The organism is Paractinoplanes lichenicola, from assembly GCF_016785085.1.
Lineage (GTDB): Bacteria > Actinomycetota > Actinomycetes > Mycobacteriales > Micromonosporaceae > Actinoplanes > Actinoplanes lichenicola.
In genome coordinates this window covers 177,572-194,367 of the sequence record NZ_JAENHO010000011.1, presented here as the reverse complement: position 1 = coordinate 194,367, position 16,796 = coordinate 177,572, and the positions used below count along the sequence as shown (strand labels likewise).

Sequence of the window (16,796 nt, the reverse complement as noted above, 5' to 3'; positions counted from 1 at the left end):
ACTGTGAGAGAAGGCACATGGATCTCCAAGCCGCCCCCGCGCCGGCGACGACGGCCCTGCCGGACGCCCCGGTGACCGCCGTGCGCTGCCGGGTCTTCCGGGCCCGGCCCGGCGAGGCGATCGCGATGTCGTTCGCCCCGCTGACCCACCGCGTGATGGTCCTGATCGAGGTCGAGCTGGCCGACGGCTCGGTCGGCGTCGGCGAGACCTGGGCCAACTACCCGTCCTGGGCCTGGCGCGAGCGGCTGGCGACGATCCAGGACGGCATCGCGCCGATCCTCGTCGGCCGCACGTACGAGTCCCCGGCCGCCGCTCAGCGCGCGCTGCTGACCACGCTCGCGCCGCTCGGCCGGCAGTGGGGCGCCCCGGGCCCGGTGCACCAGGCGGTCAGCGGCGTCGACCTCGCGCTGTGGGACCTCGCCGCCCGGCACGCCGGCACGAACCTGGCCGCGCTGCTGAGCGACGACCCGCGCACCGAACTGCCGGTCTACGGCTCCAGCCTCGGCCCGACCGGCGTCGCCGAGACCGCCGAGCGCTGCGCGGCCCTGGGCCTGACCGCCGTCAAGGTCAAAGTCGGCTTCGGTACGGACACCGACCTGGCCAATGTGCGCACCACTCGCGCGATCCTGGGCGACGACGCGCAGATCTTCGCCGACGCCAACCAGGCCTGGCGCCTGGACGAGGCGATCGACATGGCGCGGGCGTTGATGAACGAAGGTGTCGCCTGGCTGGAGGAGCCGCTGGCCGGCGACCGGCCCGACGAGCTCGCAGAGCTGCGCAAGAGGACCGGGATGCCCCTGGCCACCGGCGAGAACCTGTACGGCGCGGACGCCTTCACCCCGTACCTGGAAGCGGTGGACATCGTCCAGCCCGACCTCGGCAAGACCGGTGGCATCACCGAATACCTGGCCGTGCTGGCCGCGGCGAGCGAGGCCGGCCTGACCGTCAACCCGCATCTCTACAACGGCGCCGTTGCCACCGCCGCCACCGTGCAGGCTGGCGCGATCTCGCCCGCCACCCGGCTCATCGAGTGGGACATCCGCTCCAACCCCCTCCGCGAGGCCGCCGACGGCCTGCTCACCGGGCACGGCACCGTCCGCGTGCCGACCGGCCCGGGCTTCGGCATCGACCTCGACCACCAGCAGCTCGACGCGTACGAGGAGCAAGCGTGACCATCGTCAACGAGATCCGCGAGGCCGCGACGGCGGTGCGCATCGGCGCCCACCGGAGCGACGGCCCGGCCGTACCGGTCCTCGATCCGCGCACCGGCACGGCGTTCACCGAGGTCCGTACGGGAAATCGCGCCGACGCCGAGGCCGCGCTGGCCGTCGCCGGGAACGCGCTGCCGCTCTGGTCGGCCACCGCGCCCGCCGGCCGGTCGGCCGCCCTGCGCGCGATCGCCGCCGACGTCGAGGCCCTGGCCAAGGAGCCCGAGTGGCCCGCGCTGATCACTCAGGAGACCGGCAAGCGCCTCGCCGAGGCCACGGCCGAGCTGGGCCTGACCGTCGCCTACTTCCGGATCATGGCCGACCTGCTCGACCGGCAGCAGACCGAGCGGTTCGACGTCGTGCCCGGCATCGCGCATCGGGTCAGCGTCCGCCCGGCCGGGATCGCCGCCGTGCTCACGCCGTGGAACTTCCCGGTCTCGATCCCGGCCCGCAAGATCGCCCCGGCGCTCGCCGCGGGTTGCCCGGTGCTGTTCAAGCCGTCCGAGCTGACCCCGCTGTCGTCGATGGTGCTGGCCGCGGTCGTCGAGCGGCACGTGCCGGACGGGGTGTTGTCGACCGTGCTCGGCACCCCCCAGGACGTGGCCGACCCGTGGCTGGCCGCCAAAGAGGTCGGCGTCGTGTCGTTCACCGGTTCGACCCGGGTCGGCCGGCTCATCGCCGCGAGCACGGCACCCCGCTTCGTCCGTACGGTGATGGAACTGGGTGGGTGTGCCCCGTTCATCGTGCTGCCGGACGCCGATCCCCAGGCCGCCGCCCAGACCCTGCTCGTGGCGAAATATCGCAACAACGGGCAGTCCTGCATCGCGGCCAACCAGATCCTCGTCGCCCGCGAGGTCGCGACCGAGTTCACCGAGGCGTTCGCCGCCGCCACCGAGAAGCTGGTCGTCGGCGACCCCACCGACCCGGCCACCGACCTCGGCCCCCTCGCCCCGGCGGGCGACCCGGCCCGGATGGCGGCCCTGGTCGAGGACGCCGTGTCGCGCGGTGCTCGCGTCGTGAGCAGCGGAAAGGTGCCGGGGGAAGGCCACTACGCGCCGGCCACCGTGCTGCTCGACGCGCCGGTCGGCTCGCGGGTGCTGACCGAGGAGATCTTCGGGCCGATCGCGCCGATCCACGTCTACGACCGGCTCGACGACGCGCTCGCGCTGCATCACTCCACCGGCTACGGCCTGGCCGGATACGTCTGCGGGGCCGACCTGGACAACGCGCAGGCGGTCGCCGATCGGCTGTCGGCCGGGATCGTCGGCATCAACAACGGCACCCCGAACACGCCGTGGATCCCGTTCGGCGGGCTCGGCGACTCCGGTCTGGGCTACGAGGGCGGCCGGCCCGGTCTCGAGGCGTTCCAGACGTTCCTGTCGGTCGGCGCGAAGCCGCAGGGGGCGTGATGCGGCTGCTCATCGGGCAGACCGGCGCGCCCACCGCGGTGGTCAACGCGAGCCTGCGCGGCTTCCTAGAGGCGACCGCCGATCACGAGGTGCTGGCCCTCCGCGGCGGCCCGGACGGCCTGGTCGAGGGCCGGTTCACGCCGGTCACCGCGGCCGACGTCCCGCCCTCGGCGGTGCTGCACGGCGGGTCGTGGCTGGGCGCGGGCCGGCGGGCGATCACTCCGGACGACCTCGACGTGGCGGTGGACGTGCTGCGGCGTAACGGGATCGAGGGCGTGGCCCTGATCGGCGGCAACGGCACGATGGCGCTGCTCCAGGCGCTGGCCGAGCGGGGCGTGCCGGCGGTCGGCATCCCGAAGACCGTCGACAACGATCTCGCCGTCATCGATCACGCCCCGGGTTACGCCTCGGCCGCGCGCTACTTGACCACGGTGGTGCCGGGGCTGGCCCGCGATCACGAGGCGATGAAGGGCATCGAGCCGGTGCGGATCGTGGAGACGCTGGGCCGCAACGTGGGCTGGCTCGCCCTCGCCGCGACGCTCAGCGACGATCCCGCGTACCGGCCGCACCTGGTTCTGATCCCCGAGATCAACTTCGACAGAAGCGGTTTCCTGTACGCGGTGACGACCGCCCTGGCCGAGCACGGGCGCGCGTTCGTGATCGTCAGCGAGGGGGCCGCGAGCGAGCTCACCGACGAGCCCTTCCAGGCCGCCAACCACACGCGCATCCTGCTCGGCGGCGTCTCCCGGTCGCTGGCCGCGCTGGTCTCGGCCGAGCTGGGAGTGGCCGCGCGCGGTGAGGTGCTCGGCATGGCCCAGCGCAGCACCGGCGCGCTGGCCTCCGAACGCGATCGGGCAGAGGCCGCCGAGGCCGGACGGCACGCCGCCAAGCTTCTCGCCGACCGGGCCTCGGGCCTGATGGTCGGCGTCCACCGCCACGCCAACACGTACGACCCGGTGCCGCTGACGGAGGTGGCCGGCCTGACCCGGCCCGTGCCGCCGCAGTGGCGCAGCACCAACCCCGCCGACCTCGGCGACTTCCACGACTGGCTCTCCCCTCTCCTCGGTTGAAAGGCACGCGCATGCGATACAAGGTTCTGAGCGCCGGGCTCGCCCTGGCCCTCGCGGGCGGACTGGCCGCCTGCGGTGGCGGCAGCGACTCGGGCGGCGACGCCAACGAGATCTCGCTGGTCATGTCCAACCATCCGTGGCAGAAGGCCATCGAGCCCCTGCTGAGCGAGTTCGAGCAGGCCAGCGGGGTCAAGGTGAAGGTGCAGACCTTCGCCGAGCAGCAGGCCCGCGACAAGATCTCGCTCAACCTGCAGTCGCGCAGCTCGTCGATGGACGTCTTCATGACGCTGCCGTCGCGCGAGGGCCTGCAGTTCGCCAAGGCCGGTTACTACGCCCCGCTCGACGACTACATGACCAAGTCCACCGAGTACGACGCGGCCGACTTCCCGGCCGCGGTCAAGACCGGCATGACCGTGCAGGAGAAGACGGTCGCGGCGCCCATCAACGTCGAGGGGGTCGTGCTCTACTACCGCACCGACCTCTTCCAGCAGTACGGGATCCAGCCCCCGAAGACGCTCGACGAGCTGCCCACGGTGGCCGCGGCGATCAAGGAGAAGTCCGGCGGCAAGGTCACCCCGATCGCGCTGCGCGGGCAGTCGGCCGCCCTGCCGTTCACCTTCGGGCCGTTCCTGCACTCGCAGGGCCTGGAGTGGACGAAGGAGGACGGCACCCCGGCCTTCGACGACCCGGCCGCGGCCGACGTCATCAACCGCTACGCCACCCTGGCCAAGGACTTCGGCCCGCCCGGCGTCGTCAACAACACCTTCACCCAGTCGTCGGCCCTGTTCGCGGCGGGCAACGCGGCCATGGAGCTGGAGAGCAGCAACGAGATCGGCAGCATCAACGACCCCAAGACGTCCAAGGTCGTCGGCAAGATCGGGGTGCTGGACTTCCCGGCCGGGTCGGCGGGCTCCAAGTCGACAGTCCTCAACTGGGGCATCGCGATCTCGTCGTACTCCAAGAACAAGGACGCGGCCTGGAAGTTCGTGGAGTGGGCGACCGGCAAGGCGACTCAGCTCAAGCTGACCAGCAACGGCATCGCGCCGCCGCGCACGTCGGTCGCGCAGGACAAGACGTACACGGACACCCTGAACACCGAGACGCTCAAGCAGTGGAACGAGGCGCTCGCCAACGTGCAGGAGAACGGCTCGACCGAGGTCGGCCCGGTCGGCGTGTCGGCCCCCGAGATGCGCAAGGTGGTCGGTGACGCGGTCGGCAAGGTGATCCTCGGCCAGGCCGACGCCCCGGCGGCCGCGAAGGAGATCCAGGACGGCCTGACCCCGCTGCTGGCGAAGAACGGCTGATTCGCGATGAGCGACCTGATGACGAAGCCGACCTCCGCCTCCGGCGCCGCCAAGCGCGCGCCGGGGGCGGGGGCCCCGCCTCGGCGCGGCCGCCGGGTCGACCCCATCGCCCGGGGGATCTGGCCCTTCGCCCTGCCCGCCGTGGTGGTCACGGCCGTGCTGGTGCTCGCGCCGATCGCGTACACGATCTGGTTGTCGGTCAGCGACCGGCAGGCCGACGGCACCAACGCCGGGTTCCTGGGGTTCGCGAACTACACCGAGATGTTCGCCGACTCCGAGTTCTGGAACGCGCTCAAGGTCACCGTGTTCCTGTTCGCGGTCTGCCTGATCGTGGAGACGCTGCTCGGCCTGGCGCTGGGCTACGTGATGAGCCTCGACGTGCCCGGCCGGCGCATCTTCCAGGGCATGATGCTGATCCCGGCCATCACCGCCTCGGTCGCGGTCGGCCTGGTCTGGCTGCTGATCATGGACCCGTCGCTCGGCGCGGCCAACCAGATCCTGGCCAAGGTGGGCGTGGACCCGGTCGTGTGGCTGGGCGACCCGGACATCGCGCCCTGGTCGATCGCGCTGGTCGACATCTGGCAGTGGACGCCGTTCATGGCCCTGATCATCGCGGCCGGCATCCGCTCGCTGCCCGAGGAGCCGTTCGAGGCCGCGGCCATCGACGGCGCCAGCGGATGGCGTACGGCCTGGAACGTCGGCCTGCCGCTGCTGCGGCCCGTCCTGACCGTGGCGATGCTGCTGCGCACGGTCGACCTCGTGCGCTTCTTCGACACGATCTACATCATGACCCAGGGAGGGCCCGTGAACGCCACGAACACCCTCAATGTGTACGGCTACAACACCGGCTTCGTGGACAACGAGCCCAGCTACGCCGCCACGCTGCAGATCGCCCTGCTCGTGCTCGTCGTGCTGATCGCGGGCGTGTTCACCTGGTTCCGTCAGCGGGCCGCGCGATGACCAAGCGACTGGGCGGCATCTACGCCGCGTACGTGGTCTTCGGGGTGATCTTCTTCGGCCCGGTGCTCTTCATGCTCTGGTCCTCGCTGCGCAACAACGTCGACATCACCGGCTCGCTGTTCAACCTGGCCTCGCCGCTGACGCTGGAGAACTTCACCGGGCTGTTCGAGCGGTTCGACTTCGCGCGCTACATCGGCAACAGCTTCGTCGTGGCCGGCGGGTCGACGCTGCTCGGCCTGGTGCTGGGCGCGCCGGCGGCGTACGTGATCGTGCGGCGCAAGCTGGCCGCGCTGGGCTTCCTGACCCTGCTGGCCCGGATGGCGCCCGGCGTGCTGTTCGTGCTGCCGCTGTTCGTGCTCTCGATCCGGGTCGGCGGGCCGGACAGCCTGGCGGTCAACTACACGCTGCTGATCGTGGCCCACCTGATCATCACGTTGCCGCTGTGCATCTGGCTGCTGGTGCCGTTCTTCGAGGAGATCCCGGCCAGCATCGAGGAGTCGACGCTGATCGACGGGGCCAACGGCTGGCAGCGGTTCACCAGGATCGCCCTGCCGCTGGCCCTGCCCGGCCTGTCGGTCGCGCTCACGCTCAGCTTCGTCTTCAGCTGGAACTACTTCCTGTTCGCGCTGGCCCTGGCGAACGAGCAGACCCTGCCGCTGACGGTGATCGCGTTCAACTTCATCGGCCAGGGCTCCAACGACTTCGGCGGTCTGATGGCCGCCAGCACGCTCATCTCCGCGCCCGCCCTGCTGCTGACGATCTTCGCGCAGCGCTGGCTGGTCCGCGGCATCACCGGAGGAGCCGTCAAGTGACATCGATGCGGGCCCGCTTCCAGGGCCAGGGCGAGATCGCCTTCGAGAAGGTGACGCTCGGGCCGGTCGCCGACGGGGACGTGCGGTTGCGCGTTGATGTGTGCGCGCTGTGCGGTTCGGACAAGCGGTTGCTGCAGAGCGGTTCGGCGGTCGTCCCCGGCCACGAGATCGGGGGCACGCTGCCCGACGGCACGCGGGGCATCGTCTACATCCCGGTGTTCTGCGGCACGTGCGTCCGCTGCCAGGCTGGGCGCACGAACCAGTGCCTCAACCTGTCGCAGCTCGTCGGGTGGCAGCGGGACGGCGGGTTCGCCGAGCATGTCGACGTGCCGGCCCGCTGCGTGATTCCGGTTCCGGACGACATCCCGCTGTCGGTGGCGGTGCTCGCGCTGGACACGGTGGGCACTGCTGCTCACGCGTTGCGACTTGCTCTGCGTACGCAGGACTCGGTCGATCGCGCGCTCGTCGTCGGGGCCGGGCCGCTGGGCCTCGGCGTGGTGGCAGTGGCGCAGGCGATGGGCATCGCCGTGGACGCCTTCGATCCGCATGCTGCGCGTTTGTCGACCGCGGTCACGTTCGGCGCCACACCTGCGCAGTCTTTGGACGACGAGAACCTGTACGACATGGTCGTCGAGGTGAGCGGGGCGGCGGCGGCCCGCGAGACGGCCCAGCGCGTGGTCCGGCCCGGCGGCACGATCGTGGCGCTGGGGGAGTCGAACGAGCCCTACACGATGCCGGCGACGCCGCGCTGGCGGCGCACGGACTGCTACACCGTGCGCTCCTTCTACTTCCCGATGAACGAGGTCGACGCCAACTGGGACCTGTTGCGCGTCATGGGCGCACAGCTGCGCGACCTGATCGTCGAACCGCTCACTTTGCCGCAGCTGCCGGACGCCTTCGAGCGTTTCGTGGCCGGCGACTACGTCAAACCCTGCATCGTGTCGGAGGACGCCCGATGAGCCTGCTCATTCTCGCCGTGGACCAGCGACCCTGGCTCACCCAGGCCCTCTACGGGCACACCGGCACCGCCCTGCCCGCCGAGCGCGCGGCGATCACCGACGGCAAGCACATGGTGCTCGAGGGACTGCTGGCCGCGCTCGCCGCCGACCCGTCGCTCGCCGCGCACGCGGGCATTCTCGTGGACGAGCAGCTGGGGGCGGGGGTGCCGGAGCGGGCCCGGGCCAACCGGGTCACGCTGAGCATGCCGGTCGAGCAGGGTGGGCTGGCTCTTTACGAGACCGAGCCGGACGACCTGCCCGGGTTCCTTGCGCACTTCCGGCCGGAGCTGCCGAAGGTTCTCGTCCGTTACAACCCCGCGGGCGACGCCGACGACAACAAGCTTCAGCTCTCGCGGCTGGCCAAGGTGTCCCAGGCCGTACGGGATGCTGGTGGGCGGTTCTTGTTCGAGTTGCTCGTGCCGCCGCTGGATGCTCAGCGCTCGGACACTTTCGAGACCTCTCTGCGGCCGCAGCTGATCCTGCAGGCGATGGAGGAGATCGTCGCCGAGGTGCCGGTTGATGTCTGGAAGCTCGAGCACATGGGCGCGGGTGCGCACTATCGCGCAGCTGCGGACCTGGCCGCGCAGACCGGGGGCGAGTGCATCCTGCTCGGTGCGAACGCCCCGCGCGACACCGTGGACGGCTGGCTGACCGATGCGGCCGCCAACGGGTTCACCGGTTTCGCGATCGGCCGTAGCATCTGGTGGGACTCGATGCGGGGGCTCCTGGCCGGCGACCTGACGCGGCCCGAGGCGGTCGCCGCGGTCGCCGCCAACTACCGCCACTTCGCCGGGACGTTCCTTCGATGACAGCTCCACTGCAGACCGACCCGCAGCGCGTGGGCGAGGTCCTCTACCTCGCCCTGCGCGACCGCATCCTCAGCGGCGAGCTCAAGCCGGGCGCCAAACTGAGCGTCCCCGCCCTGGCCGAGGAGTTCGGCGTGAGCCGCAGCCCGGTGCGCGACGCGGTGATCCGGCTCGTGCAGGAGGATCTGGTCACCGAGACGATGAACCGGGGGGCCGAGGTCGCGCGGATCACCCGCGAGGAACTCGTCAGCCTGTACGAGGCGCGCGAGGTGCTCGAGGGAGCCGTGGCCCGGCTCGCGACGGAGAAATACCAGGCCTCCCTACGCCGTACGTTGTTGGCGCTGTTGACCGAACATCGCGAGGTGGCCGCGCAGCAGGACTTCGGCCGGCACATCGAGCTCGACGCGGCCTTCCACCGCGCCATCCGGCAGGCCGCGCAGAGCCCCGTGCTGGCCCGCATGCTCGACGGCGTGCAGGGGCGCGTGCTCGTGGCGATGCGCTCGACCAGCCTGACCGGCGGGATGGTGCAGGCCGTCCACGAGCACCAGGCCATCTTCGAGGCGATCGGGTCGGGCGACGCGGACGCCGCCGAGGAGGCCGCGCGGGCGCACATCCGCCGTCTGAAGGAGTTGCTCCGTGCTGCTGACTGAGGCCCGATTCTTCGGCGTGGGAGACGTACGGCTGGTCGAGTCGCCGGTCGTCGAGGCCGGCCCCGACCAGGTGGCGCTCGAACCGCTCGCGGTCGGGGTGTGCGGAACGGACAGTCACATCGTGGCGGGCGGCTTCCCGGCGGCGCCCGGGGTGGTGCTCGGGCACGAGGTGTGCGGGCGGATCACGTTCGTCGGGGACGCAGTGGACGGGCTGTCGGTGGGCGACCTGGTCACTGTCGAGCCGCACGACTACTGCACGCGGTGCACGTATTGCCGGCTCGGCCAGGAGCACCTGTGCGACTCGAAGCGGGGGTACGGGGTCAAGCTGGACGGCGGGATGGCGTCGCGGATGGTGGTGCCGGGGCGGATCGCGTACCGGCTGCCGGTGGGGACTGTGCCGTGGATCGGGGCGTTGACGGAGCCGCTGGCCTGCTGCCTGCACGGGATGGACCAGCTCGACCCGCGCTCGGGTCTGCCGATCCTGATCTACGGGGCCGGGCCGGCCGGGGCGATGATGGTCGCGCTGGCTGCGGCCCGGGGGTTGGCGCCGATCGTGGTGGTCGACCCGCGGCCCGATCGCCGCGAGGTGGCGCTGCGGATGGGGGCGGACTTCGTGTTCGCTCCCGACGACCCCGGGATCTCCGAGCCGACTGAAGGTCTGGGCTTTCCGCACGTGATCGACGCGGTGGGCTCCGGCCGCATCCTGGAATCGGCGATTTCCATGGCCTCCCGCGGCGGCCGCATCCTGGTCTTCGGGGTGGCCCATCCGTCCGACGAAGCCCGCATCCGGCCGAACGAGATCTTCGCCCGCGAACTGACCCTGGTCGGGGCCGTGATCAACCCGTATACGCACCACCGGGCCACGCGGTTGCTGGGGCCGCTCGGGTTGGATCGGTTGCGGCCTGCCTTCTATGGCCTGGACCAGCTCGACGACGCGCTGAAAGCTCAGCAGACCGGCACGGCGGACAAGGTTTTCATCACCCCGCACGGCTTGGCGGCCGCTTTGGGAGTCGCCTGACGTCGGGCTGCTTGAGCTTTGATCGCCGGCTCAAGGCTGAACAGCTTCGCGCAACTTCCGCTGTCGGCGGCGGCGGTTGTTCGTTACGCCTTCGGCACCTCCATCCGCCTGCAACGGTCATTCCGGTGGCGACCGGGGCTGGTCATTCGACAGCGTCCGGTGCGTTCCGCGGGCGCCAGAGCCAGCGGAGGGCGTCGGGGAGCAGGACGCCGCCGTGATTGGGGTTGTGGCCGCCGTCGCCGAGGACCAGGCGGAAGTCGTAGCCGGACTCGGCCAGGGCGGCGGCCACGCGCAGGTTGCCGGCCAGCCAGTTGTCGCCGGGTTCGTTCCAATGGAGATCGCGGTGGCCGGCCTGGAGGAAGAGCCGCAGCGGTTTGCGGGGCACGGCGGGGATCAGCTCGGGATACGGATTGCCGCCGGGCATCTGCACGAAGCTGGACAGGAAGCAGATCGCGCGGTCGAACCGATCGGGCCGCAGCCAGGCGGCCGTGAACGCGCAGTTTCCGCCACTGCTGCCGCCGCAGATCGCCCACCCCGACCGCTCGATGCTGAACCTGGCGCTCACCTGCGGGATGATCTCGTCGGTCAGAAACGAGCAATATCGCTCATCGAACGCGTCGTACTCGACGTTCCGGTTCGTCGTCTCGCCCAGCCGTCCGGGGTCGACGAACAGGCCGATCGTCATCGGGATGTCGCCCTGATGCACGAGGTTGTCCAGAACGATCGCCGCGCGCATCTCGGCCGCGGGATCGAGATACCACCAGCCGTCCTGGAACACGATCAGCCGGGCCGGCGCCGCGGGGTCGTAACCGGCCGGCACATGCACCCAGAACCTGCGCGTCGTGCCGGGGTAGACCGCGCTGCGATCCCATCCGAACTCGAACGTCCGGCCAGCGGCCACCCCGGACCGCCGTACGGAGTCCGGCCCGTGCTCGTAGCGAACATCAGCAACATCAAGAGCCAGTTCCCGGTACGGCACCACAGCGCTCACCGCCGCCACGCTAAGCCCGCCGCACGCCTCCGGCCACCCGTTTACCGACCCGCGCCGGCCACTCGTTTGCCTGCCCGCGCTGGCTACTCGTTTGCCTGCCGCGCTGGCTACTCGTTTGCCTGCCCGCGCTGGCTACTCGTTTGCCTGCCCGCGCTGGCTACTCGTTTGCCTGCCGCGCTGGCTACTCGTTTGCCTGCCCGCGTTGGCTACTCGTTTGCCTGCCGCGCTGGCTACTCGTTTGCCTGCCCGCGCTGGCTACCCGTTTCCCGCCCGCGCCGGCCGCCAGGTTGATCGTTGCCGTCCGGGGCGGGGTCAGCCGGCTTCCCAGACGTCTACTGGGGGGAGGCCGCGGGCGGCTCGGGCTCTGTCCATTATTTGCTGGATCAGGGCTGTCTTGCCCTCGGTGTAGGCGTCGCCGTCGGGGGCGGTCGCGGCAAGTTCGCGCTTGAGGGCGGCGTAGGCGTCCCGGTCTTGTTCGTTTGTGCGCAGGTGGTCGCGGAGGATGCGCTGATTGCGCGTTTCCCAGGTGTCGGCGGTGACGATGTGCAGGTGGTAGCCGGGGCGGCGATAGAGCAGACGCCTGGGCATGTGGGCGTCGACGTAGTCGTAGCCGAGTGCGCTCAAAGCCGCTTCGCGGTCGCGTACGGCATCCAGGGAAGGCGCGGCGGCCATCAGGTCGATGATGGGCTTGGCGGGCAGGCCGGGCACCGAAGTGCTGCCCACGTGCTCGGCGACGGTGATGGTGTCCCCGAGCGCGGCGAAGGCCTCGTCCAGGGCCTGCGCGGCCCGGGCCGGCCACGACGGGTCGTAGTCACGGATCTCGATGGTCACCTTTCGACCCTAGCGAAGGGAACGTGACGACCATGGCCACGCCGGGTTCGCGGGCCTCGGCGAAAGCCCGGCCGCCGTGGGCCTCGGCCAGCTGGCGGACGATCCACAGGCCCAGGCCGGTGCCCTCGGCGCTGCCGACCGCGAACTGGCCGAACAAGCGTTCGCGGAGCTCGGTGGGGATGCCCGGGCCGTGGTCGCGCACCTCCAGCCGATCCTGGCCGTTCTTGCGCGTGACGGTCACGACGATGGGTGGGGCGCCGTAGCGGGCCGCGTTGGTGAGCAGGTTGATGAGGATCTGCTCGAAGCGCTGCTTGTCCACGTACAGGGTCTGCTCGTCGTGGATCTCGAGCGTCACGTCGGCGTCCGAACTGCGCACGTGGGTGAGCGCCTCCTTCACCAATGCCTGCGCCGAATGCTCGCGGCGGTCGAGTTGAAGCTGGCCCTCGCTGTCGATGCGCTGCACGTCGAGCAGGCCCTCGGCGAGCCGGGTGATGCGCGAGGTCTGGCGCAGGGCGGCGTCGAGCATGCGCGATACCGGCGGGGGTGCGTCCGTCTTCAGCTCCTCGAGCACCATGCGCACCGTGGCGAGTGGGGTGCGCACATCATGAGCGAGAGTGCTCATCATGGCCGAGCGCCACTGCTCGATGCGCGCAAGACGCTCACGATCCTCGCGCAGGTGACGGGCCTGGGCCTCGATCAGCAGCGCGACGGCGACCGCGATCGGCATCAGGATGAACGCGCTGCCCAGCACAAGTGGCGCTTGCTGGGTGACCACGAGCGGAACCAGATAGGCGAGGGTGGCCGGCAGTGCGTAACTGAGCAGGATCCAGCGGGGGAAATGCAGCCCGGCCCACGCGTAGATCAGCACCAGGAACGGCCCGGTCCCGCTGGCCGACCCGCCGAACGACCACGTCGACATGCCGAGGACCAGGAACGACGGCAGGCCGAGCCATGCGGGGGCGTTCGGGGACGTCCGGGCCCACTGCGGCAGCAGCGCCACGAACGCGACCGCGAAGTCGCACGCCGCCACCAGGAGGAGCCGGTCGGCGTGCACCGGATCGTTGCCGATTCCCAGCAGGGCCAGCAGCCCCGCCAGCACCAGAAGCACCCCAGCTTGCCGGGCCGCAGCACGCGGCCCGGTCCCGAGAAGTCGAAAAGGTCCGTTCTGAGCTATTTTCTCAGTATACGGCTGATCGCTGACCCCGCCCGCGGACAGGGGTTGCGCTATTCGAGGGCGTGCGGTGCGCGGGGCCGTCCTCGCGCGCGAGCAGAAGTCGCGCTGTTCGGGGGTGTGCGCGCCAGATACCACCAGTCTGCGACGAGCAGGACCCATAGCGCGGGTGCGCGGCGTCGTCCTCGCGCGGACAGGGGTTGCGCCGTTCGGGCGTGGGCGGTGCGGGCCGTCTTCGCGCGGGGCATGGGTTGCGCTTTCGGCGGTGTTGGGTGCGCGGTGCTGTATTGGTGCCGCACTCGCCCGCGGGCAGGGTAGCGCCGCCTGAGGTCTGGGTCGGGCAGGGTTGCGCCGCCTGAGGTCTGGGTCGGGCGGGGTCGCGGTGGCGCCGGCCTCGCAGGCGGACACGGGCCGCGCTCCTCAGGCTGACATGCGCGGGGCCGTGGCGGGGCGAACCTGTTGAAGCTTGCGGGTAGGAGCTATGAGGGTGGTGTCATAGGGCCTTGGTCAGGCGGACGTCTTCCTCGTGGTAGCCGAGCCGGTCGTAGAAGCGTCGGGCTCGGGTGTTGGCGGCGCCTGTTTCCAGGGTGAGGCGGGTGAGGCCTCGCTGGCGGGACCACTGCTCGGCCGCGCGCATCAGGGCCGCGCCGATGCCCTGGCTCTCGTGGGTGGCGGCCACGGCCAGCTCGCCGACGTAGGCGTCCTGCTCGCCGGTGAAGTGGGTTCGTTCCGTGACGCTGACCGCGCCGATCACCGTGTCGGCGGCGACGGCTACGAAGACCGCGTGGTTGTCGAGGTGGGCCTGGTCGGCCGCGGTCGAGAGCCAGCCCTCGACGGCTCGGTGGACCAGTTCGGGGTTGCGCCAGTCGGCTACGCCGATCGCGAGACGGGGTGCCAGGGCCAGGACGGCTTCGCGGTCCGAGGACTCGTAGGGGCGAACGCTCATGTCGGCATGGTCGCAGCGGAACCGGCCGTCAATAAAGGGGGTCAGAACGGCTTTTCCCAGACCGGCACCGAGGGCAGGCCTGCCGCGGCCCGGGCCTTGTCGGTGAGTTCCTGGATCAGGGTGGTCTTGGCTCGGGTGTAGTCGTGGGGGCCGTTGCCGGCGGCGGCCAGCGAACGTTTGAGGGCGCCGTAGCGCGCAGCTTCGGACGGGTTCGCGCGTAAGTAGTCGCGCAGCAGGCGTTGGTTGCGGGTCGGCCAGGTATCGAGGGTGACCACGTGCAGGATGTGCGTTCTGGCGGCGCCCGACCAGCGGACGAACAACAAACGGTCAGTCATGGCGTTGATGTGGCGCTCATAGTTGAGCGGAGTGAGCAAACGCGCATCGAACGACGACAGGGCGGGCACCGCGGCCATCAGGTCGATGGTCGGCTTGGCGGCCAGGCCGGGCACAGCGGTCGAGCCGATGTGTTCGATGACCGGCAGCAGCGGCGACAACTCGGCGATCGCGGCGGCGGCCATCGCCGGCCAGCGTGAGTCGTACGCGGTGACGACGACCATGCCGTAAACGTAGTCATCACCTCGGCAGGAGGGTGTCATTGGCATGACCGAATAGATTGCTATCGATGCAGCCGTGATGGTGGGGTAGTGGGCATCATTCCCCACCAGGAGGTCGTTCATGAGACGACGACGTACGGCGGTGGCCGCCCTGGCCCTCGCGATGCTGGGCGCCCTGATCTCCACCCCGGCCGCCGACGCGGCACCGGCCGCGAGCACCGAGCCCGCGCAGTACGAGATCTACGACGTACGCGGGGCCGGGCAGCGCAACCAGATCGCCCGTACCGGAGTGGCCATCGACAGCGTCGAGCACGCCACGGTCACGATCACGGCCACCCCGGCCGAGGTGCGCGCCCTGCAACGGCAGGGTTTCACCGTGCAGCCCGTGCTCAGCACGTTCGACTTCCCGCCGTCGGACGCGCCGTACCACAACTACAGCGAGATGGTCGCCGAGGTGAACCGGGTGGTGGCCGCCTACCCGGCTATCGCCAGCAAGCGCACGATCGGCAAGACGTACGAGGGCCGCGACATCGTCGCCGTGAAGATCTCGGACAACGTGGGCACTGACGAGAACGAGCCCGAAGTGCTCTACGACGCCAACCATCACGCGCGTGAGCACCTGACCGTCGAGATGGCGCTTTACGTCCTCAACCTCTACACGAGCAGCTATGCGACGGACTCGCGCATCCGCAACGTCGTCGACAGCCGCGAGCTCTGGATCATCCCGTCGGTCAACCCGGACGGCTCGGAGTACGACATCGCCACCGGCAGCTACCGCTCGTGGCGCAAGAACCGCCAGCCCAACAGCGGCTCGTCCAACGTCGGCACCGACCTCAACCGCAACTACGGCTACCGCTGGGGTTGTTGCGGCGGCTCGTCGGGCAGCACGTCGTCGGCGACCTACCGCGGCCCGTCCGCCTTCTCGGCCCCCGAGACGCGTGCGGTGCGCGACTTCGTCAACAGCCGGGTCGTGGGCGGAAAGCAGCAGATCCGCGCGGCGATGGACTTCCATACCTATTCGGAACTGGTTCTGTGGCCGTTCGGGCACACCACCGCGAACACGACCACGGGCATGACGACCGACGACTACAACACGTTCTCGACGTTCGGCCGGCAGATGGCCGCGACGAACAACTACACACCGGAACAGTCGTCCGACCTGTACATCACCGACGGCGACCTGCTCGACTGGCTGTGGGGCACGCACAAGATCTTCGCCTACACGTTCGAGATGTACCCGCGTACGGCGTCCGGGGGTGGCTTCTATCCGCCCGCGAGCGTCATCACACGGGAGACGACGCGCAACCGGGAGTCCGCCGTGCTGCTCGCCGAGGTGGCAGACTGCCCGTACAAAGTGATCGGCAAGCAAGCCACGTACTGTTCCTGACCGTTTCGCCGATGCCGCCCGGTGGTCACCGACCGGGCGGCGTTGCGTGTCCGACAGAGGTATTCGTGCAGTTCTTTGTGTACGGCCGCGACCGTCCCGGCTCGCTGCAGCTCAAAATGGACCTCACCGAGCATCATTGGACGTTCCTCGACCCGTACGCGGATCGCCTCATCGCCCGCGGCCCCACGCTCGACGACCACGGCGATCCCACCGGCAGCCTGCACATCGTCGACCTGCCCGACGTCGCGGCCGCGCGCACCTTCGCGTACGAGGAGCCGTATTACCTGGGCGGCGTCTTCGAGTCGGTGATGCTGTGCCGCTACGTCAACCTGCTCGGCCGCGCGGTTCCGAGCGACTCCGGCTATCTGGTCATCGCCGGTGGCGTCGCGCCGATCACGAGCAAACACCTTTTCGCGTACGGGGATCTGTTCGCCCTCGACGGCGCCGCGCACGCAGGCCGGGCCGCGCTGCTGCAGGCGCCGTCGCTGGAAGCCGCCATCCGCTCGGCCCCCGACGACGCAACGGTCCACCCGTGGCGCCGAGGCGGCCGCCAGCCCTAGCCACGCAGCGCTCAACCGCCAAACGCGCATTGCTCAAACGCGCGGCCTCGCCGTGCCGCCTCCGACCGCGATGATGCCCCTGGAACTGGGCGGGCGCCGGAGAAGTGTGGCGCTCGAACGC

General features: G+C 70.3%; 17 protein-coding genes. 12 read left to right on the top strand and 5 right to left on the bottom strand.

From position 1 onward, the window contains the following. Positions 1–17: 17 nt before the first annotated feature. The 10 genes from JKJ07_RS34655 to JKJ07_RS34610 are packed head-to-tail and all read left to right on the top strand — an operon-like array spanning position 18 to position 10,235. Positions 18–1,172, top strand: a complete 1,155-nt coding sequence (locus JKJ07_RS34655; RefSeq protein WP_202996171.1) for a mandelate racemase/muconate lactonizing enzyme family protein — start codon at positions 18–20, stop codon at positions 1,170–1,172. Further along, a complete protein-coding gene (locus JKJ07_RS34650) occupies positions 1,169–2,617 on the top strand; it encodes an aldehyde dehydrogenase family protein (RefSeq protein WP_202996170.1) in 1,449 nt (482 codons plus the stop codon). The genes JKJ07_RS34655 and JKJ07_RS34650 overlap by 4 nt, the downstream gene beginning before the upstream one ends. Continuing rightward, positions 2,617–3,687, top strand: a complete 1,071-nt coding sequence (locus JKJ07_RS34645) for a 6-phosphofructokinase (protein WP_202996169.1) — start codon at positions 2,617–2,619, stop codon at positions 3,685–3,687. The genes JKJ07_RS34650 and JKJ07_RS34645 overlap by 1 nt, the downstream gene beginning before the upstream one ends. Positions 3,688–3,698: 11 nt before the next feature. Next, positions 3,699–4,991: an ABC transporter substrate-binding protein gene (locus JKJ07_RS34640; RefSeq protein ID WP_202996168.1), complete on the top strand. Its 1,293-nt coding sequence runs from the start codon at positions 3,699–3,701 to the stop codon at positions 4,989–4,991. Between the two features lie 18 nt (positions 4,992–5,009). After that, complete coding sequence (locus JKJ07_RS34635) at positions 5,010–5,951, top strand: carbohydrate ABC transporter permease (protein WP_202996167.1); 942 nt, start codon at positions 5,010–5,012, stop codon at positions 5,949–5,951. After that, positions 5,948–6,763, top strand: coding sequence for a carbohydrate ABC transporter permease (locus JKJ07_RS34630; RefSeq protein WP_202996166.1), 816 nt, complete (start codon positions 5,948–5,950; stop codon positions 6,761–6,763). The genes JKJ07_RS34635 and JKJ07_RS34630 overlap by 4 nt, the downstream gene beginning before the upstream one ends. Positions 6,764–6,768: 5 nt before the next feature. After that, positions 6,769–7,722, top strand: coding sequence for an alcohol dehydrogenase catalytic domain-containing protein (locus tag JKJ07_RS34625; RefSeq protein ID WP_236030445.1), 954 nt, complete (start codon positions 6,769–6,771; stop codon positions 7,720–7,722). Further along, positions 7,719–8,570: a 2-deoxy-5-keto-D-gluconate 6-phosphate aldolase domain-containing protein gene (locus JKJ07_RS34620; protein ID WP_202996164.1), complete on the top strand. Its 852-nt coding sequence runs from the start codon at positions 7,719–7,721 to the stop codon at positions 8,568–8,570. The genes JKJ07_RS34625 and JKJ07_RS34620 overlap by 4 nt, the downstream gene beginning before the upstream one ends. After that, positions 8,567–9,217, top strand: a complete 651-nt coding sequence (locus JKJ07_RS34615) for a GntR family transcriptional regulator (protein WP_202996163.1) — start codon at positions 8,567–8,569, stop codon at positions 9,215–9,217. Before JKJ07_RS34620 ends, JKJ07_RS34615 begins: the two co-directional genes overlap by 4 nt. Continuing rightward, positions 9,204–10,235 carry an alcohol dehydrogenase catalytic domain-containing protein gene (locus tag JKJ07_RS34610; RefSeq protein ID WP_202996162.1) on the top strand — a complete coding sequence of 344 codons (1,032 nt, stop codon included), beginning with the start codon at positions 9,204–9,206 and terminating at the stop codon, positions 10,233–10,235. Before JKJ07_RS34615 ends, JKJ07_RS34610 begins: the two co-directional genes overlap by 14 nt. Positions 10,236–10,377: 142 nt before the next feature. Here JKJ07_RS34610 and JKJ07_RS34605 read toward each other — a convergent pair whose 3' ends face one another. The 5 genes from JKJ07_RS34605 to JKJ07_RS34585 form a co-directional block, all read right to left on the bottom strand. After that, the gene (locus tag JKJ07_RS34605) at positions 10,378–11,226 is read right to left on the bottom strand and encodes an alpha/beta hydrolase (protein WP_202996161.1); all 849 of its coding nucleotides are present in this window, start codon (positions 11,224–11,226) and stop codon (positions 10,378–10,380) included. 312 nt (positions 11,227–11,538) lie between these two features. Next, positions 11,539–12,057, bottom strand: a complete 519-nt coding sequence (locus JKJ07_RS34600) for a GrpB family protein (protein WP_202996160.1) — start codon at positions 12,055–12,057, stop codon at positions 11,539–11,541. Then, complete coding sequence (locus JKJ07_RS34595; RefSeq protein ID WP_307834552.1) at positions 12,038–13,165, bottom strand: sensor histidine kinase; 1,128 nt, start codon at positions 13,163–13,165, stop codon at positions 12,038–12,040. The genes JKJ07_RS34600 and JKJ07_RS34595 overlap by 20 nt, the downstream gene beginning before the upstream one ends. A gap of 556 nt (positions 13,166–13,721) precedes the next feature. Next, entirely contained in the window at positions 13,722–14,174 is a 453-nt protein-coding gene (locus tag JKJ07_RS34590; protein ID WP_202996159.1) for a GNAT family N-acetyltransferase, read from the bottom strand. 41 nt (positions 14,175–14,215) lie between these two features. Further along, positions 14,216–14,851, bottom strand: a complete 636-nt coding sequence (locus tag JKJ07_RS34585) for a GrpB family protein (RefSeq protein WP_202996158.1) — start codon at positions 14,849–14,851, stop codon at positions 14,216–14,218. On the opposite strand from JKJ07_RS34585, the gene JKJ07_RS34580 reads away from it, so the two are divergent. After that, entirely contained in the window at positions 14,850–16,115 is a 1,266-nt protein-coding gene (locus tag JKJ07_RS34580; protein ID WP_202996157.1) for a M14 family metallopeptidase, read from the top strand. The genes JKJ07_RS34585 and JKJ07_RS34580 overlap by 2 nt on opposite strands. Positions 16,116–16,180: 65 nt before the next feature. Then, the gene (locus JKJ07_RS34575; RefSeq protein ID WP_202996156.1) at positions 16,181–16,675 is read left to right on the top strand and encodes a YciI family protein; all 495 of its coding nucleotides are present in this window, start codon (positions 16,181–16,183) and stop codon (positions 16,673–16,675) included. Positions 16,676–16,796 lie beyond the last annotated feature (121 nt).